Here is a 22,114-nt window from a genome sequence, read left to right as displayed (position 1 = left end):
GCATGATCAACCGTCGTTCATTGACCGTGCCTCCTGCCTTGCCCAGAGCAGCCATTTCGCCACAACGCTTGCCCATGGCAAGCGAACGATTTTTCACACCTGCGACTTGAAACAGCGAACATGAGAGGTGGAAAAACCCAGACGCGCCTTTGGGCACGACGACCCTGCGGTGCTGAGTGCTCCGGCCGCCGTTCGCAGCCGACATCATTTCCCCAACGTCATGTTATATTATACCAACGGTCAATTTGATTGACCGACGTGAGCCCATTCGCGCATTCCGATTGATGTGATGGTCTTTGGTCGTTCGATGAGCTCGCGCCAGGCCCCGCACGCGGCGTCGATGATGGTGTCGTAGCCTTCGAAGACGCGATTTGAGAGCCAGTTCTGCCGCATGTACTGCCAGACATTCTCGACCGGGTTCGATTCGGGCGCACGCGAGGGCAGGAAGATCGGCGTGATGTTGCGCGGCATGTTGAGGTTGGCAGTGGTGTGCCATCCGGCGCGATCCATGATGAGCACGGCATGCGCGCCCTTTTCGACATGGCGGCTGATCTCGTCGAGATGAAGCTGCATGGCCTCGGTGTCGGCGAAGGGCAGCGCCAGCGCCGCCCCGGTCCCACGCGCCGGGCAGATGGCGCCGAACAGGTATGCCGACTTGTAGCGCTGATCGGCCGGTTGACGGGGCCGCGTGCCTCGCTTGTCAATACCGGGCGAAATTTCCGCAGAAGTGCCGAAGTAAAATTCCCCAATTATGCCGCTCCGGACGACGTGGAGAATTGGGCATTTTTCGGGGGTCTCCGCGTTCGCGTGATGGCGGGGCGAAAGACGGTGGCGTTATCAATGCTTTCGAACGGACGTGTTCGGGCATCAATTCGGCATGTTGGCGCAGTCTGTGACCCTTCGATCTGAACGACGACGGCATGATGCAAAAGTCTGTCGAGGAGGGCCGTTGCGACCACGGCGTCTCCAAAGACATCGCCCCATTCTGCAAAGCCGCGATTTGATGTGAGGATCATCGCACCTTTCTCATAGCGGGCGTTGGCGAGCTGGAAGAACAGATTGCCGCCGCCGGCAATGACCGGGAGATAACCGATCTCGTCAACGATCAGGAGACTGGGCCTGCAGAAGAAGCGGATGCGTTCTTGCAGCCGTCCCTCGCGCTCGGCCCTCGACAAGGCTGCGATGAGATCGGCCAGCAAGTCTGGCGTGAAGTTCTCCCCATCGCACCTAGACTAGCCATTGCAAAACGCGCCCGCGCCCAGTTCAGCCGGTCTCGCGCCCGGCCGGGCTCAACAGCTAAAGATTCGCCTCGAGTTCCATGCGCTTCCAGATTTGCTCAGACCAGCCGCTTGCTTAGTCCCAAAGCTTGCCGCTCGAACAGGCGGCTGTAAATGCCGCCCTTCATAACGAGGGCGGCATGATCACCCTCCTCCACGATACGGCCGCGGTCGAATACAAGGAGCCGGTCCAGCGAGCAAACCGTTGAGAGCCGATGCGCAATCACAAGCGTCGTTCTGCCAACCATCAGTCTTTCCATTGCCTGCTGGATCAGCACCTCCGACTCAGAGTCCAGACTCGAGGTGGCTTCGTCTAGGATCAGGATCGGGGCATTGGCCAGGAAGGCGCGCGCAATAGCCACTCGCTGACGCTCGCCGCCGGAAAGCTTCACTCCACGTTCGCCGACCAGGGTGCCGTAGCCTTTCGGCAAGCGCACAATGAACTCGTGCGCGCTCGCGAGGCGTGCGGCTTGTTCGATGGCTGCGGGGGTGGCGCCGGGGCAGCTGTAGGCAATATTCTCGGCGAGCGAGCGATGGAATAGCGCCGGGTCCTGCTGCACGATGGCAATCTGAGACCGAAGAGAAGTCTGGGTTACCTTCGAAACATCCTGCCCGTCGACCAAGATGCGACCACCACTCACGTCGTAGAGGCGCTGTATCAGCCTGGCAAAGGTGGTCTTCCCGGAGCCGGACCGCCCCACCAGGCCTACCCTTTCGCCCGCCTCGATAGAGGTCGATAAGCCACGGAAGAGCGGTAGATTACCTTCGTAACAGAAATGGACCTTCTCGAACTCGATGTTGCCCTTTTTTATCCGGATTGGAGCCGCACCAGGACGGTCCGCAACGCTGAGTGGCTGATCATGAATTTCGACCAAATCAAGCATTTCGTTGGCCGATCGCTGCACGTTGCGAACATGCAGACCAAGATCGCGTAAATAGCCCCGCATCGCAGCGACGGACGCCAGTACAAATGCGACGTCGCCCGGGCTGGCCAGACCGCGCGACCACAACAGCAATGTGTAGCCCACCACACACAGCCAAAGGGCCAACAAAGACAGATCGCGGACTGCGGCAGCGTAATTTGAGCGTTCCCACGTTCGACCTACTCGCCTCCGCCATTTGGCGACCACCTTCATGAGGCGTTCATCTTCCCGTGCCTCGCCACCGAAGCCCTTGACGACCGCATTGCACGAGATGGCGTCGGCGAGGGAGCCGCCGAGTCGGGTGTCCCAGTTGTTGGCCAAATTTGCGGCGGGGGCTACAAAGCGGAGCGATAATGCCACCGTCACCGACGCATAGACGAGAAAACTGCAGGCGAAAATCAGAGCCATCCCCGGCCAACTCCAGCCGAGCAGTATCCCCGAACCGATCACCATGACCAAGGTCGGCAGCAAGGAGAGCAGCATTGCATCATTCAGGACCGCGAGCGCACCGGTGCCACGCGTGATCTTGCGCACCGTGGAGCCGGCGAAGCTGTTGGCATGCCAGTCGGTTGAGAACCGCTGAACCCGGTAGAAGGCGCTGGCTGTGATGTCTGACGTCATTGTCAGCGTGAGATTGCTAATGCCAACAAAAGCGATCTGACGCATGAGCAGTGCGACGATTGCCAGCGCAATCAGAACCAGAAAGGAATGGATTGCGGAGTTCCAAACGGGTGCTTGTGCGGCTGTTCCTTGGGCAATGGTATCCACGAGCCTGCCCGAAAAGACCGGTCCGAGTACTTCTGCCAGCGTGGCCACCAACATGGAGATCGTCACCATGGCAAGGCGGGTTGGCTGTTCCAGGCACCGTCGGGCGGTGAAGGAAAGAACATTGAAGAAATCGCGGCTGCTGTGAATTTTATGCATAGTCGAGACCCCGACCCGATCGTGGCTTGCGTCCAAATAGAAGGCATCACAGTGCCTTGCGCTTAGGCCCGAGAAGATCTGATAGGCCTTCATTTCACCACCGCCTCTTGGCCACGTATGCGGCCGGCGCTTCGGCAGTCTCCCGACCACTTCCTCAAACATCGTGCCAACTCGCTGCAGCCCCTATGATGTTCAAAAAGAGAGAGCGTGGGAGCTCGGCCCCGATCGGCACGGTGTCGTGAAGTTGACAAACCGGCAGGAGGGGGAACAACGTAAACGCCACATTCTCCTCTCGTGCGGCACAAGGGCTAATCTGAGAATGCTGCGATGAAGGGAAGCATCCGCGCGTGGGCTCCGAAGACGAAATGGACGTCCAATTGCTTGCCTGGGCCAATGCATGCGCAGGTTGGCGAGGTCCCGGAGCTGCGGCGGGGTGCCGCGGTCCCATGCAGGCTGAAGCGCGGATAGCGGCAGAAAGCCTGATCCCGGTCGAGCTTGTCGACACTCAGGCTGACGCCGCCGTGAGAGCTTCCATGCCAGCGCGCCTAGTGCTGGAACCAAAGCGCATTCGTCCGAGTGGGCCCGGCTCAGCGGATCACAGGCTCGCCGTGGAACCGCCTACGCGACGGCCGCGAGACGCCGAAGCCGACTTCCATCATCAGCCGCGGCGTGTTCGCCGGCACTTTGCCCATATGGAAGCCGAATGGATCCTCGACAAAGCCGAGGCCCGCCTCGCCGGTGAGCGTGATTGGGCTTTGCTCGCCGTAGACGTCCAGAAACCTCCTGGGCGGAATGGCCGACCAGGAGCGTCAACTGATGCTGATGCTTGAGGGCACGCCGCTTGTGGCTGCCGCGTACATAGACATGCGGACCGGTGCCGCCGTCCACCGGCGCCAGATAGAAGAAGAACTTCAGCATGCGCCAGTCGTCCAGATCGAAATGATATTTGCCGAGCGAAACGAGCTTCTTGTCGGCCCTCGCCGGTCGGAAAACTCCACCACACGCGTGTGGTGGTCAATTTCGCCTGGCCGCCGAGATAATGCCAGGCAACATCGAGAAGCAGCGGATCCTTCTGGATGGCAAGGGCAGCCTTGCTATCGAGGATGCGCTCGAAATAGTGGCCGCTAAGAAGCGAACAGCCAAGCCGCTTTTCCCCTCGGCATGCTCGGTCGGCATGAATTCGAGACGGCGGTCGAAATTGAACAGCTCTACCGGATTGAAAAGCAAGCGCGCGACGAAAAACCGGACAAAGGTGAAACGCAGGCCAGCTGCATTCGCCGCTTCCGCCAGCAACACAGCGTCTCCATCCTGAACGCCCTCAAGGTATGGCTCGACGATATCGCCCCGAAGGTCTTGCCCGATAGCAAGATCGGCGAGGCCGTGTCCTACACCCTGAACCAGTGGGAATACCTGACACGCTACACAGAAGACGGCAGGATGCCGATCGACAACAACCTCCTCGAACGCGACATAGTCCTGGCTGTTCAGCGACACCGTGGACGGAGCCAGGGCGAGCGCAGTCGTCTACAGCCTCATGCTGACATGCCGAGCTTGCGGCATCGAGCCCTTGGCTTATCTGCGCCACGTCCTCAGCGAACTGCCGCAGCGCGCAACAGATGCCGACATCACAGACCTGCTGCCCTTCAACTTCGCCAAAGCCGACGCGGTCTGATCAAAAGCGACCGCAGATACGCGAACGCGGACCTTTCGGAATCAGGAAAGAAGAGGCTACCCCCCATGGCCCCTTTTTGACTGGCTTGTTCGGCCCGGTCGCCGATTTGGTTACGGGCGGTATACAGTGGTTTCCTGAGAGCTTAATCTCGACCGCGAACGATACCGTTGGTCGGAGCGAGGAGAGAGAAGGTTTGGATGAGCAGGATCCCAAGGAAGACTTGATTGATACGATTTTCCGCAATGGCACCATTACCACTGTCGGCATCCTGCTGGCATTCTCGCTGGGCTTCATCACGCATTGGGCCGCCAACCCAATACCCTGGCAACTCCACCATTTGCTGGCCGTAGTGCCGATCCTGATCGGCATTGCGCTGCAGATGCGGGCTCTGTCGATGCTGCTCGACACCAGTTGCCTGCAACGGCGCATCTATAAGCGCGCCAACCGCGTCTTCCTCACCGGGCTTATTCTGACTGCTTGCGGTGTCGGGCTGGCCATCATGCTTGATGTCTTCGAGATGGCGGGCACGAGTGCGCTGCCTGGCGGTTACTGACGGCCGCTGCGCCGTGTGGTCATCTCGCTAGGAGGATTTCATTCGGTGCCGGGCCGGCTGGCCAGGAAAGCAGCGTAATCAAGGAGGAAGCCGTGGTGACCGGGGCGATTGTTTCGGACTTATCTTTGAACTGATGCAGCAAATACCTGTCGCGCACCGGTGCCATCGATTAGCGCCTCGATCATTGTGAACAATTCGAATCGACACGACTCGTTGAAGCGCTTGCCGACGCCGGCACTATTGTTGCAAGCCGCGAATTTCTCATGGAGCAAGGATGCTTGCGCTATTCGCCACCGAATCTCTAATCGTCATTTAGATCGTAAACTCATAATTGGGGATAGTGACAGCCGGTTGCCAAGTTCGCTGCTATGAAAAGCAGCGAACTAACAGCGGCGCCGGATTAGATATCTAAAATGAAAAGGGCCGCGAAAGCCCATCCTATGGCCGCCGGAAAAGAATCATAATTTCTGGTGCAGCGCCACGAATACTCGCACGCTTAATGCCCTTCCGCGACAGCAAAGTATTGTCGCAAACCGCACGCGCTCGCATCCAGCGCTGTCCGATATCCGACAATGTGGGACACGCGACATTACCCTATCCGTGCTCAGAAACAGTTCCCATTTGGCACGAGACGTGCAGTGCACACCAAACGTGTCACCGCTAAGGAGAAGCCATCCCCATGATCGCCTTATTACAGAATAATGCTGCGCCGGTCCCGGACGCATCCAAAGACGAGGCTCAAGTTGGGCGCGCCAACATGCAGTCCGCTAGGATGGATCGGAGCGGGCCGCCGATCAGCTTTCTCCCACATACCGACAGGAAGCCGTGCCGGCTTCAAAATGAAGAACACATCACTTTGCCTCAAGCCCTAGTGATCGCCCGGCCGCCGCAATCGGAGCCACCTCACAAACTTTCGGCTTCGTGGCTGCGTAACGCATTCGCTGGTGCCGCCTTGGTGTTAGCGACGACCGCTCCGGTTTTGGCTGCCAACGACGGCGGCAGGGTGGCTGATTTCCTGCTCGAAAACGGCATGGAGGTGGTCGTCGTACCCGATCACCGTGCGCCGATCGTCACACATATGGTGTGGTACAAGACCGGAAGCGCCGACGAGCCGGCCGGCAAATCCGGCATTGCGCATTTCTTCGAGCACCTGATGTTCAAGGGCACGACCAACTGCGCCGCAGGCGAGTTCGAACGGGCCGTGGCCGATGTCGGCGGCTCAATGAACGCCTTCACCGCCTACGACTACACTGCCTTCCATGAGACGGTGCCGCCTTCCGCCCTCGAAGAGATGATGGGCTTCGAGGCCGACCGCATGCGCAACCTTACCCTGAGCGACGAAGTCGTCGAGACCGAGCGCGACGTGATCCTGGAGGAGCGCCGCTTGAGCATCGATAGCGATCCGCAGGCAGTGCTCGACGTGGAGGTCGACGCCACGCTCTGGCAGAACCAGCGTTACCGCATTCCGGTGATCGGCTGGATGCAGGAGATTGAGCAGCTGAACCGCACCGACGCCAAGGCCTTCTACGACAAATACTACACACCCAACAACGCCGTGCTGGTGGTGGCGGGCGACGTCGATCCCGACGCGGTGAAGGAGCTCGCCGAGAAGACCTATGGCAAGCTCCCGCGTGGACCGGAACTGCTGCCGCGCATCCGTCCCGTCGAGCCCGAGCAGAACACGAAACGCACGGTGACGCTCACCGACGCGCGCGTCTCGATGCCCAACTTTTCGACCCAATGGGTAGTGCCATCCTATAACACGGCAAAGCCCGGCGAAGCCGAAGCGCTAGACCTGCTGGCCGAAATCCTCGGCGGCGACACCCGCAGCCGGTTGCATCAAGAGCTGGTGGTGAAGCAGGGCATCGCCACCTACGCCGGCGCCTTATTCCAAGGAGATATGCTGGACGCCACCTACTTCATCATCTACGGCTCGCCGAGCGACGATGCCAAGCTCGCCGATCTAGAAGCAGCAGCCGACGCCGAGGTCGCCCGCATCGCCAAGGATGGTGTCACCAGGGACGACTTGGACCAAGCTAAAAACCGCTATCTCCGCAAACTGTTCTTCGACCAAGACGAACGAAGCCATCTCGCCAGCCGGTACGGTTCCACGCTTTCTACCGGCGGCACCGTAAGAGATGTCGAGGGATTGCCAGACCGCATCCGCTTCGTCACCCCTGAGCAGGTGAAAGCCGTTGCCGCTCGTTACCTCATGCTCGACCATTCGACGACCGGCTATCTCTTGCCAAAAACGGAGAAATGAAATGAGAATGTACCAACACCGCGGCGCCGTCGGACGTGGCTTGGCCATTCCGCTCGTTGTCGGAGAACGCATTGCTGCGCGCCTGACCATCGCATTGGCCATCTTCCTGGTCGCCATTGTCTTCCTAAACATATCGGCGCTCGCCGCCGATGCAGCGATGGCTCCCCAAGGGGTGAAATCTGAAAAGGGCGTCACCGCATGGCTGATTGAGGACCATACGGTGCCGATCATCACCATCAAGTTCGTTTTCGGCGGCGGCACGACCCAGGACCCCGTCGGCAAGGAGGGACTAGCCAAGATGATGGCCGACCTCCTCGACGAGGGCGCTGGCGATCTCGACAGCGATGCCTTCCAAATTAAGCTCGACGAAGCCGGCGCCGAGATCGGCTTCGGGGCGAAGCGCGACGGCATCTATGGGTCGATGCGCATGCTTTCGGGAGGCAACCAGGCAGCCTTCGATTTGCTGAGGCTGGCGGTCAACAGTCCGCGCTTCGACCAGGAGCCGGTCGACCGCGTGCGCGCCCAGTTTCTCTCCGGCATCATTGCCAGCCAGCGCGATCCCAACACGATTGCGGACCACGTATGGCAGAGTATGATTTACGGAGCGCATCCTTATTCGCGGCCGGGGGGAGGTACCAAATCCAGCATCGCCGGCATCACGCCGGGCGATCTGAAAGCCTTCCACAAGGCCAATTTCGCACGTTACGGGCTGCAGATCGGGGTCGTCGGCGACATTGACGCGAAGTCGCTGAGGGAAAAGCTCGATCTGCTGTTCGGGGATTTGCCTCAGAATCAGGTGCTCACTCCGGTGGCGGATGTGGCGCCGAAGCTCGACCGGGAGGTGTTGTATGTAGCCGACCTGCCGCAGACTTCGCTCCGCCTGGCTTTTCCCGGCATTGCATTCAGCGAGCCGGAATACTACCCCGCGTTGCTGATGAACAATATACTCGGAGGTGCGCCATTTACCTCCCACCTGTGGGAGGAGGTGCGCGATAAGCGCGGGCTTAGCTACGATGTCGATTCCGACCTGAAACACAACCAGCATTCCAACGCGCTTGTCGTGACCACGTCCACGCGCGCCGACAGGGCGGTCGAGACGCTCGACGTGATACGCCAGACAATCAGCGAGCTGGCGGAAAAAGGGCCGACAGAGGCCGAGGTCGAAGCCTCCAAGAAATATCTGATCGGAGTGTATGCTCTCAAGGAACTGGATTCCTCCAGCTCACTTGCAGCTGCACTCGTTGAGATGCAGGCCGAGAAGCTCGGCATCGACTACATTCAGCGCCGCCCCGCCCTCATCGAGCAAGTAACGCTCGACCAGGTCAAGGCGGTGGCGAAGAAACTGCTTTCGGGCCACCCTGCCATCCTGGCCGTAGGTCGGCCGATGAAGGGGCTCTGCCGGTAGCCGGTGTCCTTTAAGGCCCGCGGAGTGGCTTCGCGGGCCTTGCGTTTGCCGGCTCAGGTGCCGTTTCGCCGGATCAAAGTCTGCTCTTGCTCATTCCGAACCGTTCGCGACGCCCATCATGCAGGTTTGAGCCTCAGGCGGCCAGCATGTAAAGGGTGCGGATGGCGAAGCCGACGTCTGATTAGTCAACTATTCGCCTATTCGCCCCAATGAGGACCTGGAGCATCGACTGGAGAGTAAACTAGCCAGTTGATACGGCAGTCTACCCTACTGTCTGGCCCTAGCCGCCATATACAAGGCGCCTGACGTCGCAGAATAACCATCCCCGCCCTGCGCCTAGATTTACGCGCTGCGTCACTGAGGCGCCCTGTATTGCCTCTGCGCCTCCCGTCGATCCGACACCCGAGATCGCCGAGGGCGATCGAGCCTGCCGGCGCTTGGCACCTGGCTCAACGAGCGTACGTTCGAGGTCCTCGCTCGTCGACCGGCGAAGTGCTGGCCGGGCTGCACGACATGGGTGTCGAGGAGACATGCGCTGCGATAGACCAGGTCTGTGTCGCGCAGCCTGGATGGGCAGGGTTGGCCGCACGACGTTCTGTGGCGATGGCATCGGTAGCGATCGACCGCGCCGACGATCTCGCCGCTATCCTCACCGCGGAAATGGGGTAAGCCGCTTCCCGAGCCCAAAGCCGAGGTGTCGCATGCTGCTGCGTATCTACAATGGTATGCCGAAGAAGCCGGTCGCATCTTTGCCGAAACGATCTCCGCACCTTCTACGGGCCGTCAGATGCTGGTGATCAAGTAGCCCATCGGTCTCGTTGGCACGATCACGCCATGGAATTTTTCCCTCCTCGATGGTGGCGCGCAAGATCTTACCAGCCTTGGCGGCCGGTGGCACGTGCGTGGCCAAGCCCGCTGAACAGGCACCGCTCGTGGCTGGCGCAGTGTGGCTGAGCGCCCATCATCTGCTTCACGATGCGGATCAGGTGGTACGTGAGGCCAACGATATGATCTACGGCCTCGTCGCCTTTAAACCTGGAGCTTGTCTGGCGTGCGGCCGAGGCCTTGGAACATGGCATGGTTGGCGTCGACACGGGACCTCCCCATCGAGCAGCCTCGTTCGGAATCGCTGCTCGATAAACCGATCTGCGAACCCCGCAAGCAGATGCTTCAGATCCCGCCCACGCAAAGTATTCATTTCGAGGCGGTCCTCGAGGGCCATGGCGGGAACACTCCGCCCGATACCGGACTGCTTGATCCCGCCGCAGAGTGCCGCTTCCGATAGCATGGCCGACGCGCGCGGCGCAGCAACCGGCAAAACCGCGCACCGGCGACGAGAGACGTTCATTCAGCTGCGAGAATTCCTTCACCAAGCAGCAGCGGGCAATGACGGTGCATCGGCTCAAACGAATCCAATATGCCCGAAAGGGCGCGAGGGTGTTCGGTCTGCCGCGAAGTGGCGCCTGTCCGATGGAGGCCGCTCCCTCGCGCGCATGGGCGCCACCCACTCGAAGACTTCGTCTAAGACTCCCCGGGGTGGGGTGTATTCTCGATGAGACAGAGCGTCTGCCTTGTCGCATAAGAGGGCGCGCATGATAAGATTGCGAGTGTCAGGCGGTCCGGCCGAGAAGGCTCCGAAAGTCCGAGCGGTCGGCGGACCAGATCACGCACGCTGCGGTCACTCCTACCGGCGATGTTTCCGATGCCAGGATCGCATTTCTCGACCAGCTCTCCCCGCCCCTGGACCCTGGGTCTCTGCAACGGTTCTTAATACCCGTCGGAATGCCCCTCAAAACGGCTGGAGATTGCCTTCTCGTATTTCCATTCGCCGCAATCCTCCCGCCGTTGCCCCGCCCAATGTCAACTTCTCAGCGAGCCAGCGGCACATGCAGCCTGAACCCGAATGCCCGGCAGGAGACTGAGCTCACTGCCGGGCCGGGTACGCCTTGGGAGGTGGCGTATCGATGGTTTTTCGCAGTCATGGGTCGACTTCTCCTCGGCCGCTACGCCCTTCAGTACAAAGCCATGCAAATACTGCGCCAAAGCAAAAGGCACTTAATATACCCGGTTGTGGAGGTTCTGCTCCGTTGCGTATCCGACATTGTTGGGTATTGGACAACGCTGAACGGCTGAATGGTGGAACATGGCTGAATGCCAGGTCGGTTTCGACGCCTGCTCAGGCTTCATGCACATTGGGGCCCATCCGGCTGCTCAACCCCCAAGTCGGCCTTCGTCATGAGGCTTCTGCTCGGCCAGTTACCCGACCCGAGCCGCTCGTCAGCTACCAGACGGCGGCCGGAACATCCATCTTGTGCATGCAGTCCATCAACAGAATCGATTTCACTTATTGGACTGTGCAGGATAGCGGATATGAAAAGCGCTGCCACTCGCCGACGATGTAAATTTGTCCTCATGAGCCACTGGGGCGGTCGAGTGAACATCTCGCTTCGCATCAAGGGAACGTAAGCACTTATGTATCGTCGTAATCTGATCAAAGGGTTGGTTGCAGTCGGCGCATGTCCCATTTGCGCTGAAGCCGCGAGTGCGGCAGATACCCATTGGGGATATGCCGGTCCGGACGGGCCGGAGCACTGGGCCGATCTCGACACGAAAAACGTCGCATGTTCGGCTGGGACGCAGCAGTCGCCGATCGATATCATTGGCGCGGTCAGGGCGGATATCCCGCGCATGGCCATCGGCTGGCACAAGGGCGGTGGCAAAATGATGAACAACGGACACACCGTTCAAATCAGTATGCCGGAAGGCAGTACGCTGACGCGCGGAGATCGCGTGTATGATCTGATGCAGTTCCATTTCCATGCGCCGAGCGAGCACCACGTGTCGGGCAAGGGCTTCCCGATGGAGGCGCACTTCGTCCACAAAAATAGCGAAGGGAACGCTCTTGGCGTGCTGGGCGTGTTCCTGGCACCAGGCGCGCCTAATGCCAGCTTTGCCAGCCTGGCTGCCGCCTTTCCCCTGCGAGCGGGTGAGGAGGTTGCGGTCGATGAGGTCGATCCAAATGGACTTTTGCCGGCCTCGCTTGGCTACTGGACCTACGAGGGCTCATTGACGACGCCGCCCTGCACCGAAAATGTCGAGTGGATGGTGGCGATGGAACCGGTCGAAGTCGGCGCGGCGGACGTCAAGCGATTTACCTCACTCTACCCGTTGAACGCGCGGCCGATACATTCACCCAATCGGCGCTTCATCCTGGGCCTTAACTAGGGGTAGCCCGCGACGGTCCCGAACGGCGGCAAGCCCGCGGCGTCCGCGGCGCGAAAGCAAGATGATTGTACCGTGGTGCTGATGTGTCGGCCATCCCGCAAGAGGCTGGACTGGGGTGCCCGAGCGTTGCTGCGGCGCCACATCGGCAAGATACGCCGGCTCGTTTTCCTCAGGGTTTTCGACCGCAAGGTCTTGCTTGGGATGGTCTTTGCCGCGTGGCGATGCTGCCGTCTCCTCGAGGGCCGCACCGAGCTTGTCATCGGACGAACTCGTCGTTCGTAAAAAAAATCGAGAAAAGATGCTACGTTCATCGGCTTAGGGCAGGAGTATTCACGGCCATGATGTCAGTCCTCGGCATGTCACCCTCGGCGCTTGCGGCTAATGATTTTTCCGGGCGCGACAAGTTGACGGCCCATTCGGATGAGTTTCGCAAGCGCGTCGTCGAAGTCACCGATGGGGTCTATGCGGCTATCGGATATTCGGCTAGCAACGTCACCCTGATCAATGGCGACGGCGGCTCCATCATCGTTGACACGTCCGCCAACCCCGTCGACGCAAAGGCAATCATGGATGCGTTCGGTGACCGACTGAACCATCCAGTGAAGGCCATTATTTATACTCACAACCACCCCGACCATACGGGTGGCGCAACCGTGTTCGCAGGCAACGAGAAGCCTGAAATCTACAGCCATAAGCTGCTTGTGACAGCGAAGCCTGATACAGGCCGCGGCCGACGCGATGGGGGAGACGCATTCGGTATTCTCCTGCCCGACGAGGACTTCATCAACGCAGGCACGCAGTTGGAGTACGGCCGGGTAACGCCTCATACGCGCGAGGGCTTCATCCCCCCGACCAAGACGTTTGATGGCGATGAAGAAGACCTGACGATTGCGGGCGTGCAGCTCAAGTTGATCTTCACGCCGGGCGAAGCTGACGAGAACATCTCGGTCTGGCTACCTGATCGCAAGGTGCTCATCGCTGGTGATGTCTTTTTGAAGACCTTCCCCAACATCGCTCCGCTGCGGGGCTTGCCAACTCGTCCGGTGGAGAAGTGGATTTCGAGCCTGAACAAGCTGATCGCCCTTAATCCGGATTTCGTGGTCCCCGGACATATGGGCACTATCCAGAATGCCGCTGAAGCGAAAGACGCACTTATGGCTTCTCGCGACGGCATCAAATTCGTCTATGACAGGACGATGGAGGGGATTGCCAAAGGGAAGACACCCGACGAGCTGGTCCAGGAAATTAAACTGCCGGAAAAGCTTGCGAAGCATCCTTATCTGCAAGAATTCTACGGTACCGTCGCATGGTCGGTGCGCGGGATCTACTCTCAGAATGCGGGCTGGTTTGACGGTAACCCAACCAAAATCTTTCCGATGACCGACAAGGAACGGGCGGAAAAGCTCGTCGCCATGGTCGGCGGTCGAGAGAAAATATTGGAGAGTGCGGAAGCAGCGCTCGAGGTCGAAGAGTTCCAATGGGCGGCAGAACAGGCTGATTACCTACTCGCGCTCGATCCGAACGATAGTCTGGCGACCGAGGTAAAGGTTCGGGCCCTCCGAGCGTTGGGTGAGCGTCAGATGAATGCGACGGCCCGAAACTACTATCTCACCGTGGCCAACAGCTTGAAGGATTCCCAAAAACGCAAAGCCAGGTAAGCAAGCGTCGCTGCCACTGCCCGACGATCGTCAGGGTAGCGGCGACAATTAGATCACGGGTGGACGCAGCCACTCGTAGGAGATGTTCGCTCTTTTGATGGATTTCGGCCAACCCGTTCCAAAAATCCAAATACCTGCTACGTCGCAAGTTTTGCTGCGTAATTCGCCAAACGCATCGATTCTTCTCGCCAAAATCAGAAGCGGTGGCCGAGCCGACTTCGAGCTCCATCAGCCGCTCGGCGGCAAAGCCGATCATCTCGCGCAATAGATCTGGATCCACGCTCTTCTCTACAAGCGAGCGCACGTTGATCATGCTGCGGGCCAGCGAGGGAATAGCCGAACTGGGTGCCGCCATGTAGGGCCTCATCCCAGCCCAGACCGCCGTGCTTTCGGCTGTCGCCACGACTGAGGCCGACAGGATTCGACGTATGCCATCGGCTGATGAGGATTCCATCCCCGACGTCGCCAGCTCACTTAGTTCCGCGTCAGGCTCTCAGGCATAGGATGCGACGACAAAAGGAAGGTTCCGGCGCGCGACTTTGCGCCATTTCGCAGCGGTCCAAACCTGCCGAGTCGGATCGATTGGTGGCGATCACATGTCGCGGATGCGAATGGTGCAAGCTCCTAACATCAAAGGAACCCTTTTTAGCTCAAAATTGCGACCTTGATAGGAGAGCGTGCCATTTTTCGCCGCCTTCATATAAACCGGTGTCGACGTCCCGCGACGCACCGTCACAAGATATCGCGAAGCGATGAAGATCCCCTCCTCCGTGCAGCGTCGGCGGGAAAAGCGGTTATGGTCATAAGCCTTGCCGCCTCGAACCCATGACGGTAGCGCTTCCGAAACAAAAATGGATTCCAGCCCTATATGCGGCTTGCGCCTTCCTCGGTGCCGAAACAATTTTCGAAATCGTTGCATTGTTCGCAATTGGGTGCGGCGCACAGCGAAAAGCCTTCAGCCTCGCAGAGCTTGCGGTAAAAGTACTTTTTCCATTTCATGTTTTGGGTGTTTCCGACCGCCAGCCGCGGGAAATGCTTGGAAAGCAAGCGGCTGAGATCAGCACGATTCGAAAGGCCAAGGTCTTGCCAGAGATGGTCATTGCGCATGGCACGTCGTGCGATGATCTTGGCGAAACAGGCGCCTGCAGGATCTCCTGGCCGGGCATTTGCGAGCAGGAGACTGCGCAGGAGTTCTTCCTCCAGGCTCGGATCGGGGTCGCTCGCCTCTTCCAGGGCGAAAGCGTCGATAGCAATTGCGGGGAAATCGCGGGACAGGAGATCCCGCAACTCGGCGCGCGAAAGTCCGGTTGCCTCGGTCGCCGTCGTGCCGCCGGCCCCTACCTCTTTGAGCGCACGCGCGAGAACGCAAGCAAGCACATGCTGATCGAATCCCCTACCAATGTCAGCCCACGGCCATTGGCCTGTGCCGAGGCAACCGTGGTGATGGGTAAACATGGTGCTGTTGTCCCAGCCTGCTGCGTCGATTATGGGGCGACCTGGTCGGCCGCGACATGGGTCTGACAGTTCTTCGGACAGACGCGGGCGCAGGCGCCGCATCCGACGCAGCGGCCTGCATCGTCGACCACCATGATCATGCGATTGAGCTCGCCATCGAAGTCATCATCTTCGCCGTCGCAGGCGCCGAGGATCTCACCCTCGTCATCGACGCCGTAAAGATGCATGACCTTGCGTGAGCAGACTTTGAAACAGCGGCCGCAGCCGATGCAGGTCGTGCCGTCGATAGCACTCAGATATTGCGGAATCCATCCGGAACCGTTGCGGGTGACGAAAGCCTTCATGTAGAATTCTCCAGCCCAGTGATTTCCGTTGAAGCTAACAAGCGCCGCGAGGGCTTTCTTCAGTCAGCTGACACGCTTTCCGAGAACCCCCGATTGATGGATCGGGTGAGCGCCCTCCGGCGATGGCATCGGCATGTAGCCGGGCAGCGTCAGCGCGGCTTTCGGGTGGCTCGTCGGGGCCGCTACGCCATCATTCGCCTGAGCGGGCAAAGCGGCGGCCAGCAGGACGAGCATCGGCGCGAGCAGAAAACGGAAAGGCAAAGAAACACTCATGGGTTTACCTCAGTTTGTTGGCGGGGTTGGGATACGCGGCAGCTCCTCGGCCAGGAGCCGCCAGTCGTCGCGCTCGCGTTCACCTTCCTTACGCGTGCCGAAGAACTGGATGATCATCTTGCCATCTGCGCCGTAGGCTTCGATTGACGTAACGTGACCCTCCCTGGCGGGCTTGCGCACGGCCCAGACCTCGCGGATGTGGTGGGTCCTCAGATGCAGGTGGAAGGTCTCGTCGAGCACATTGATCCTCGGCCCGATCGGCTTGAGCGACTTGATAGGACCGGAATGGACCTGGATGCAGCCACGATTGCCGACAAAGCACATGATCGGCATCTCGGCTTCGACCACGTGTTTGAACATGGCGCCGACGGCAGCTTTGTCGAGCGACCAGGCGAAATCCCGGCCGACCATGCGCATCGCCTGGCAGCGGCTGAGCTTCAGCGCCTTCAGCATGTCGAAGAATTGATGCACGTCGGTCAGCTGGCTCCAGTGGTCGCGTAGGTCGTCGACCGTAGCGACCTGGTCGGGAACCTCTGCCCCTACGACGGCCTTGACCGACAGGATCGGCTCCTGGTTCGCAGATTCGAGCTCCGCCACCAGCTTCTGATAGGCGTAGAGGTTGGCGGCCGGCCTGACATGCACCTTGTGCACCGCCTCGCCGGCGACATCGAAGAATTCCAGGCTGCGGCGGATGTCGCAGCCGTCGCGCTTCTCGACGGCAAAGCCATGCGCCCACGCCTTCGGGAAGATGCGTAGGTCGATGTCGTCGCCAAGCACCAGGGCATGGTGATTGCCGGTGAGCACGTTGTCGTAGATGCCGATCTTCTCGTGCACGGCACTTTCATTGCCGGTCAGAGCCATCACCTCGCCGACCGCTTCGAGGCCGGTCAGCAGATCATTGACGCGCGGATTGATGCGCAACGAGCTGAGACCGCAATCAGCGGCAACCAGTTCCGCTTCCGAAATCCCCAATTGGGCGGCGAGATCTCGCGCGCGGATTTTCGGACAATCTTTGCGTGCACGCCGAATCTCATCCGGCGTGGGTTTTTCTTGCTGGTCCATGTCTTGCCCCTGCTTTCATTTACTTGTCGAGCACCGACTGCCTACTGGGCCATGTTCAGCTGATAGAGCGCGCCGCGACGCTGGATCCCGATCTCGCGCTCGTCCAGCAACAGAGTGTGCCTGCAGAGTGCGCGGCGCCGTCGGCACGCCTCGCCGGAGGGCTGTCCTAACGGGGGATGCGACAAGGCTGACGGGCACCAGCCGGTCGAACCCATTTCGGGTGGATCGGCGGCCATTGATCGGTGGTGAGCGATTGTAGGTGTCAACACCGATCGGCCGACCGGGCATTCGGCTTCCAGGCGGTGCTGCTGCTTGCCGCAGAGCTGATTTGACCCAAACATGACCGTTGCATCGCCCCAATTGCACCCACGGCATATCTGTCGGTAGTTCTTGCCGCTCGCCAAGGGAGGTTCAAAAGTCGTGCCAATTGCGCGGAAACGAGTGGAGGGAAAATCTCTGCATATGCTTCAATGGTTTACGTGTGAGTGCAGCAGGAACCGGGCCGAACGCCTTGTGGCGGACTCGACAAAGCCGGCGATACTTGTCGGCTAGGCGACGAATTCCCGACAATGGCTCACAAGGATTCACAGCCGTGGTAGCGACATCGATCCGTTCCGAAAGGGTTTTTTCTTTGGCACGTTCCCTGCTCAGTGAGTCGCAACCACGTCGCGGAGTGCGGAGAAATCGAACCCATGATTACGCTTACCGATAACGCTGTCGCCGCCGTAAAATCTGCTCTTGCCCGCGCCAGCGAGCCGGCGGAAGGCTTTCGCATTATGGTGCAGGGCGGCGGCTGCGCCGGCGTCAAATACATGACCGGCCTGGAGAGCATCTCGCGCGAGGGCGATGTCATCATTGAGCAAGATGGGCTCAGGGTGTTCGTGGACGCAGCGTCCCAGGCCCATGTCTGCGGCATGACTGTCGACTTCGTCACGGGGCCCGAATCCTCCGGCTTTGTCTTTGACAATCCGAATGCGCAGGAGAAGTGCGCCTGCGGCAAGTCCTGCGGGTGATCGCTCCAGAGAAGGTAAAGCAATCATGGACTATAGAGACAAGGTTAGGGGATGCCTCATCGCCCCGAACAATGGCGGTGGCCGGTTCACCATGAGAATGAACCACGTGCGTCACAAGCATAATGCGACGTGGCTCCCGCTTACCGTCCTTCTGATCGACAGTGGATCGTGCGCATGAGACCGGTCTATCTCGACAATAACGCAACAACACGGGTCGATCCCGAGGTCGTTCGAGCGATGTTGCCCTTCTTCACCGATCAATTCGGCAATCCTTCGTCGATGCACGGCTTTAGCGCGCCGGTTGGTGCGGCGATGAGCAGGGCTCGCTCACAGTTAGCAGCGCTCATCGGCGCTGAGCTCGACCGAGAGATCATCTTCACGTCGGGCGGGACGGAAAGTGATAATGCAGCGATACTGTCGGCACTTGAAGTGATGCCTGGCCGCACAGAGATCGTGACTTCGGCAGTCGAACATCCGGCGGTGCTGACGCTTTGCGCACATCTTGAGAAGACGCGCGGCGTCAAGGTGCACACAATCCCCGTGGATCGCCGCGGCCGGCTAGACTTGGACGCCTACCGGACCGCACTAACCCCTCAGGTTGCAATCGTCTCGATCATGTGGGCGAACAATGAGACTGGTACGATCTTTCCAGTGGCCGAGCTTGCCGACTTGGCCAAAGAAGTCGGCGCCCTTTTCCACACCGATGCCGTGCAGGCTGTGGGCAGGCTCCCGATGGAGCTGAAATCGACGGCAATCGACATGCTGTCGCTCTCCGGCCACAAGTTGCACGGGCCGAAAGGAATCGGCGCGCTTTATGTAAGGCGCGGTGTGGCCTTCTGCTCATTGATCAAGGGGGGGCACCAAGAGCACGACCGTCGCGCGGGCACCGAGAACACACCCGGCATCGTCGGGCTCGGGATGGCGGCTGAACTTGCCTCGAAATTCATGGACGACGAGACCAGACGGGTTAAGTCGCTCCGCGACCGCCTCGAGGGCGGGATCCTCCAGCATATCCCAAACAGCTTCGTCGCTGGCGATCCGCTGGAGCGGTTGCCTAACACCTCTACCATTGCCTTCCAAGACATCCAAGGTGATGCAATCCTGCTCCTTCTCGACCGAGTCCGCATCGCCTGTTCCTCAGGCTCTGCCTGCACTTCCGGATTGCTGGAGCCGAGCCATGTCTTGCGGGCGATGAAAATTTCATGCGCAACAGTCCGCTTCTCCTTCGGGCGCCACAATGGCGAAGCGGACGTCGATCGGGTGCTCGAGGTCGTGCCCGCAATCGTGGAGAGGCTGCGTGGGCCCGACAGGCGAAGTGAAGACCGTCAACCCGGTCAATGCCTGGACGGCGCCAGAACCGGCAGGCACTCATGAACCGTCGGATCTTTCTCAACGATACGACGTTGCGCGATGGCGAGCAGGCACCCGGCGTCGCCTTCACGAAGGCGGAGAAGCTGGAGCTTGCCCGGTCGCTTGCGGCTGCCGGCGTCCAGGAAGTCGAAATCGGCACGCCGATTATGGGCACCGACGAGATCGAAGCAATTCGCGCCGTGGTCGACCAGCGTCTTCCGGTTCGGCTCACGGCGTGGTGCCGGATGACGGTGCAGGATGTCGACGCGGCAATCGAGAGCGGCATTACCGCCTTCAATCTGTCGCTACCTGCGTCGGAAATCCAACTCAAAGCGAGGCTAGGGCTCGATAAGTGCAAAGCACTCGAGACCATCGAGCATGTAGTCGGGCGTGCGGCCGCCAGCGGCCTCTTCGTCGCCGTGGGTTGCGAGGACGCCTCGCGGGCCGATCGGGATCATCTCGCCCGCGTGATCGAAACAGCCGCACGCGCTGGAGCAAGCCGCGTCAGACTGGCCGACACGGTCGGGGTTCTGGACCCCTTTTCCACTTTCGAGCTTGTCGCTCACCTGGCGGCGCACGCTCCCCTCGACCTCGAATTTCATGCTCACAACGATCTCGGCCTCGCTACCGCCAACACGCTGGCTGCAGTCCGCGCCGGCGCGCGCCATGCCTCCGTCACCGTCCTTGGACTGGGTGAGCGCGCGGGCAATGCCGCGCTGGAAGAAGTAGCCGCCGCGATGATCGTCATCGACGGTGTGGACACGGGCATCGACATGACGGCGTTACCCGACCTCGCGGCTCAGGTCGAGCGGGCAGCCCGCCGCACGACGGCGGCCAGTAAGCCGGTCGTTGGCGCCGATGTTTTTACGCATGAATCCGGCATTCACGTGGCAGGGATGCTGAAGGACTCACGTGCCTATCAAGGACTCGATCCAGCCCTCGTAGGACGCTGCCGGCGCGTCGTTATCGGCAAGCATTCCGGTGCCACCGCAATTGCCCATGTACTAAGCGAAAGCGGCCGAGATCTCGACCCGGATCTTGCAGCCGCGATGGTTGCCCGTGTCCGCCGCAAAGCGGCCGAGGTCAAATCGACCATCGCCCCAATCCAACTGGTCGAGCTTTACGATAGACTCTGCAGCGAGACGGCTGGCCGAGGCCTTGCATTCCAATAAGGCGGACGATGTCGTTTTTAACCACCTGGATAGCAGCCGCGGCTTGCGGCGTAAAAGGGCCGCTACGCCGTCGCACAGTTCCCGACCATGGAGAATGCAATGAGTTGTTCCTCTGAAGACCGTCCCATCGATCTCGTGGACATTCTTGCGCGGCTGAGGGGCCTGTCGGATGCGGAGGAGTTCTTCGCAGTGCTTGGCGTCCCGTATGATCCGAAGGTGCTCGCCGTCTCGAGGCTCCATGTCATGAAGCGCGTGGGGCAATACCTGGCCGAAGAGGATTTCTCCGAACTGCCCGGCCAGGTGATCGCCGCCCGAGCGCGCGCCACGCTGCAACGCGCCTACGAGGACTTCGCGGCTTCCTCGCCGCTCAAGCACCGAGTATTCAAGGTACTCAAAGACCACGATCCGGACAAGCCCGCCACGCCGGACCGCACCTTCATCCCGTTCGAATCCATGCTGAAACGGTTCGGGGAGGAGTGAGCGCGACATGGTACGACGCGACAATGTCGCTAAGTCGACAAATGGGGGTCATCACGAGGAAGCCTTCAGAAGCAACCACCCGAATTTCCGGCAACAAGGGCGCGCAATCAATTGGCATGAATGATGCTTCGGAGAGATGAACTGTCAAGCGCCCTCGCCTGTAGGAATCACAGACGCTATGCACATCCTAATCTGTATCAAGCAGGTGCCGGACTCGGCCCAGATACGCGTTCATCCGGTGACGAACACGATTATGCGTCAGGGTGTGCCGACCATCATCAACCCATATGACCTGTTCGCCCTCGAAGAAGCGCTCAGGCTACGCGACGCCTATGGCGGCGCGGTCACATCGCTCAGCATGGGTCCGCCGATGGCAGAGGACGCGCTGCGCAAGGCGCTCAGTTACGGGGCCGACCGGGCGGTGCTCTTGACGGACCGCTATTTTGCCGGCTCCGACACGTTGGCGACCTCCTTGGCTCTTTCCCAAGCAATCGCCAAGGTTGGCGAGACATTCGGCACGCCAGACATCGTCTTCACCGGCAAGCAAACGATCGATGGCGACACCGCCCAGGTCGGGCCCGGCATTGCCAAGCGCCTCGACCTCCAACAGCTTACCTATGTCGCGAGGATCGCCTCCCTTGATCTCGCTGCACGCGAGATCACTGTCGAGCGTCGCTGCGAAGGCGGCATGCAGTTGCTTAAGAGCAGACTTCCTTGCCTTGTCACCATGCTGGAAGGTACCAACGAGATCCGCCGAGGTTCGCTTCAGGATGCCCTGCGTGCTGCGCGAACCCACATCGTGAAGTGGAGTGCGGCTGAGGCCGGCATTGAGGACCTCACCAGATGCGGCCTGCGTGGCTCGCCGACGGTCGTCAAGCGTGTTTTCGCCCCGACTCCACGGGCCGAAAAGGCGCAGCGTATCGAAACCGCGGAGAAGACGCCGCGCGATGTTGCTGACGAACTCGTCGCCGCACTCTTCAGCCGGCAGCCGAAATTGGCACACGAACTCGCCTTCAACAACGACGCGTGAGGGCAAAGGAGCAGACGATGCCGACCCCGGACCGA

At 60.0% G+C, this 22,114-nt stretch carries 16 protein-coding genes and 6 pseudogenes; 13 read left to right on the top strand and 9 right to left on the bottom strand.

The window, feature by feature from the left end:
• Positions 1-240: 240 nt before the first annotated feature.
• The 4 genes and pseudogenes from CKW40_RS39775 to CKW40_RS39760 form a co-directional block, all read right to left on the bottom strand.
• A complete protein-coding gene (locus CKW40_RS39775) occupies positions 241-753 on the bottom strand; it encodes an IS630 family transposase (protein WP_280175432.1) in 513 nt (170 codons plus the stop codon).
• Positions 750-1,196 (bottom strand): annotated as a pseudogene (locus CKW40_RS39770) (ATP-binding protein); the annotation flags it as partial. The pseudogene CKW40_RS39770 and the gene CKW40_RS39775, both read right to left, overlap by 4 nt.
• Positions 1,197-1,336: 140 nt before the next feature.
• Complete coding sequence (locus CKW40_RS39765) at positions 1,337-3,124, bottom strand: ABC transporter ATP-binding protein (RefSeq protein WP_095205081.1); 1,788 nt, start codon at positions 3,122-3,124, stop codon at positions 1,337-1,339.
• Positions 3,125-3,711: 587 nt separating this feature from the next.
• A pseudogene (locus tag CKW40_RS39760) lies at positions 3,712-4,324 on the bottom strand (hypothetical protein); the annotation flags it as partial.
• Here CKW40_RS39760 and CKW40_RS39755 point away from each other — a divergent pair.
• The 7 genes and pseudogenes from CKW40_RS39755 to CKW40_RS39720 all read left to right on the top strand — a co-directional run.
• Positions 4,325-4,796 (top strand): annotated as a pseudogene (locus CKW40_RS39755) (IS66 family transposase); the annotation flags it as partial.
• A gap of 193 nt (positions 4,797-4,989) precedes the next feature.
• On the top strand, positions 4,990-5,349 hold the full coding sequence (locus CKW40_RS39750) for a hypothetical protein (protein WP_095205079.1): 360 nt from the start codon (positions 4,990-4,992) through the stop codon (positions 5,347-5,349).
• 679 nt (positions 5,350-6,028) lie between these two features.
• Entirely contained in the window at positions 6,029-7,612 is a 1,584-nt protein-coding gene (locus tag CKW40_RS39745) for a M16 family metallopeptidase (RefSeq protein ID WP_244571489.1), read from the top strand.
• A 40-nt stretch (positions 7,613-7,652) separates the two neighbouring features.
• Positions 7,653-9,017: a M16 family metallopeptidase gene (locus CKW40_RS39740; RefSeq protein ID WP_244571488.1), complete on the top strand. Its 1,365-nt coding sequence runs from the start codon at positions 7,653-7,655 to the stop codon at positions 9,015-9,017.
• A gap of 420 nt (positions 9,018-9,437) precedes the next feature.
• Positions 9,438-9,976: pseudogene (locus CKW40_RS39735) on the top strand (aldehyde dehydrogenase family protein); the annotation flags it as partial.
• A 1,513-nt stretch (positions 9,977-11,489) separates the two neighbouring features.
• Positions 11,490-12,242 carry a carbonic anhydrase gene (locus CKW40_RS39725; RefSeq protein WP_095205075.1) on the top strand — a complete coding sequence of 251 codons (753 nt, stop codon included), beginning with the start codon at positions 11,490-11,492 and terminating at the stop codon, positions 12,240-12,242.
• 338 nt (positions 12,243-12,580) lie between these two features.
• Positions 12,581-13,900 carry an alkyl/aryl-sulfatase gene (locus CKW40_RS39720; protein ID WP_095205074.1) on the top strand — a complete coding sequence of 440 codons (1,320 nt, stop codon included), beginning with the start codon at positions 12,581-12,583 and terminating at the stop codon, positions 13,898-13,900.
• A gap of 133 nt (positions 13,901-14,033) precedes the next feature.
• Here the strand turns inward: CKW40_RS39720 and CKW40_RS46130 are convergent.
• A pseudogene (locus CKW40_RS46130) lies at positions 14,034-14,255 on the bottom strand (hypothetical protein); the annotation flags it as partial.
• A 349-nt stretch (positions 14,256-14,604) separates the two neighbouring features.
• Between CKW40_RS46130 and CKW40_RS39710 the strand changes: the two are divergent.
• Positions 14,605-14,706, top strand: a pseudogene (locus tag CKW40_RS39710) (RNA polymerase factor sigma-54); the annotation flags it as partial.
• A gap of 58 nt (positions 14,707-14,764) precedes the next feature.
• On the opposite strand, the gene CKW40_RS39705 reads toward CKW40_RS39710, so the two are convergent.
• The 4 genes from CKW40_RS39705 to CKW40_RS39695 all read right to left on the bottom strand — a co-directional run bounded on the left by CKW40_RS39705 (position 14,765) and on the right by CKW40_RS39695 (position 17,034).
• On the bottom strand, positions 14,765-15,355 hold the full coding sequence (locus CKW40_RS39705) for a nitrogen fixation protein NifQ (protein ID WP_095205073.1): 591 nt from the start codon (positions 15,353-15,355) through the stop codon (positions 14,765-14,767).
• 29 nt (positions 15,356-15,384) lie between these two features.
• Positions 15,385-15,699, bottom strand: a complete 315-nt coding sequence (fdxB, locus tag CKW40_RS39700) for a ferredoxin III, nif-specific (RefSeq protein ID WP_095205072.1) — start codon at positions 15,697-15,699, stop codon at positions 15,385-15,387.
• Positions 15,700-15,762: 63 nt separating this feature from the next.
• On the bottom strand, positions 15,763-15,972 hold the full coding sequence (locus tag CKW40_RS43425) for a hypothetical protein (protein WP_143748487.1): 210 nt from the start codon (positions 15,970-15,972) through the stop codon (positions 15,763-15,765).
• A gap of 9 nt (positions 15,973-15,981) precedes the next feature.
• Entirely contained in the window at positions 15,982-17,034 is a 1,053-nt protein-coding gene (locus CKW40_RS39695) for a hemin-degrading factor (protein ID WP_095205071.1), read from the bottom strand.
• Positions 17,035-17,726: 692 nt separating this feature from the next.
• On the opposite strand from CKW40_RS39695, the gene CKW40_RS39690 reads away from it, so the two are divergent.
• The 5 genes from CKW40_RS39690 (at position 17,727) to CKW40_RS39670 (ending at position 22,079) form a co-directional block, all read left to right on the top strand.
• Positions 17,727-18,047: a HesB/IscA family protein gene (locus CKW40_RS39690; protein ID WP_095205080.1), complete on the top strand. Its 321-nt coding sequence runs from the start codon at positions 17,727-17,729 to the stop codon at positions 18,045-18,047.
• A gap of 174 nt (positions 18,048-18,221) precedes the next feature.
• Positions 18,222-19,421 (top strand): cysteine desulfurase NifS, encoded by a 1,200-nt coding sequence (nifS, locus tag CKW40_RS39685; protein WP_095205070.1) that lies wholly within the window; start codon positions 18,222-18,224, stop codon positions 19,419-19,421.
• Positions 19,418-20,569: a homocitrate synthase gene (nifV, locus tag CKW40_RS39680; RefSeq protein ID WP_095205069.1), complete on the top strand. Its 1,152-nt coding sequence runs from the start codon at positions 19,418-19,420 to the stop codon at positions 20,567-20,569. The genes nifS and nifV overlap by 4 nt, the downstream gene beginning before the upstream one ends.
• Before the next feature lie 99 nt (positions 20,570-20,668).
• Positions 20,669-21,049 (top strand): nitrogenase stabilizing/protective protein NifW, encoded by a 381-nt coding sequence (gene nifW, locus CKW40_RS39675; protein WP_095205068.1) that lies wholly within the window; start codon positions 20,669-20,671, stop codon positions 21,047-21,049.
• Positions 21,050-21,227: 178 nt separating this feature from the next.
• Positions 21,228-22,079, top strand: coding sequence for an electron transfer flavoprotein subunit beta/FixA family protein (locus CKW40_RS39670; RefSeq protein ID WP_095205067.1), 852 nt, complete (start codon positions 21,228-21,230; stop codon positions 22,077-22,079).
• The last annotated feature ends 35 nt before the right edge of the window (positions 22,080-22,114 follow it).

The organism is Mesorhizobium carmichaelinearum, from assembly GCF_900199455.1.
Classification (GTDB): Bacteria; Pseudomonadota; Alphaproteobacteria; order Rhizobiales; family Rhizobiaceae; genus Mesorhizobium; species Mesorhizobium carmichaelinearum.
The sequence above is the reverse complement of the archived record's forward strand: the minus strand, read 5'-3'. Positions and strand labels throughout refer to the sequence as shown.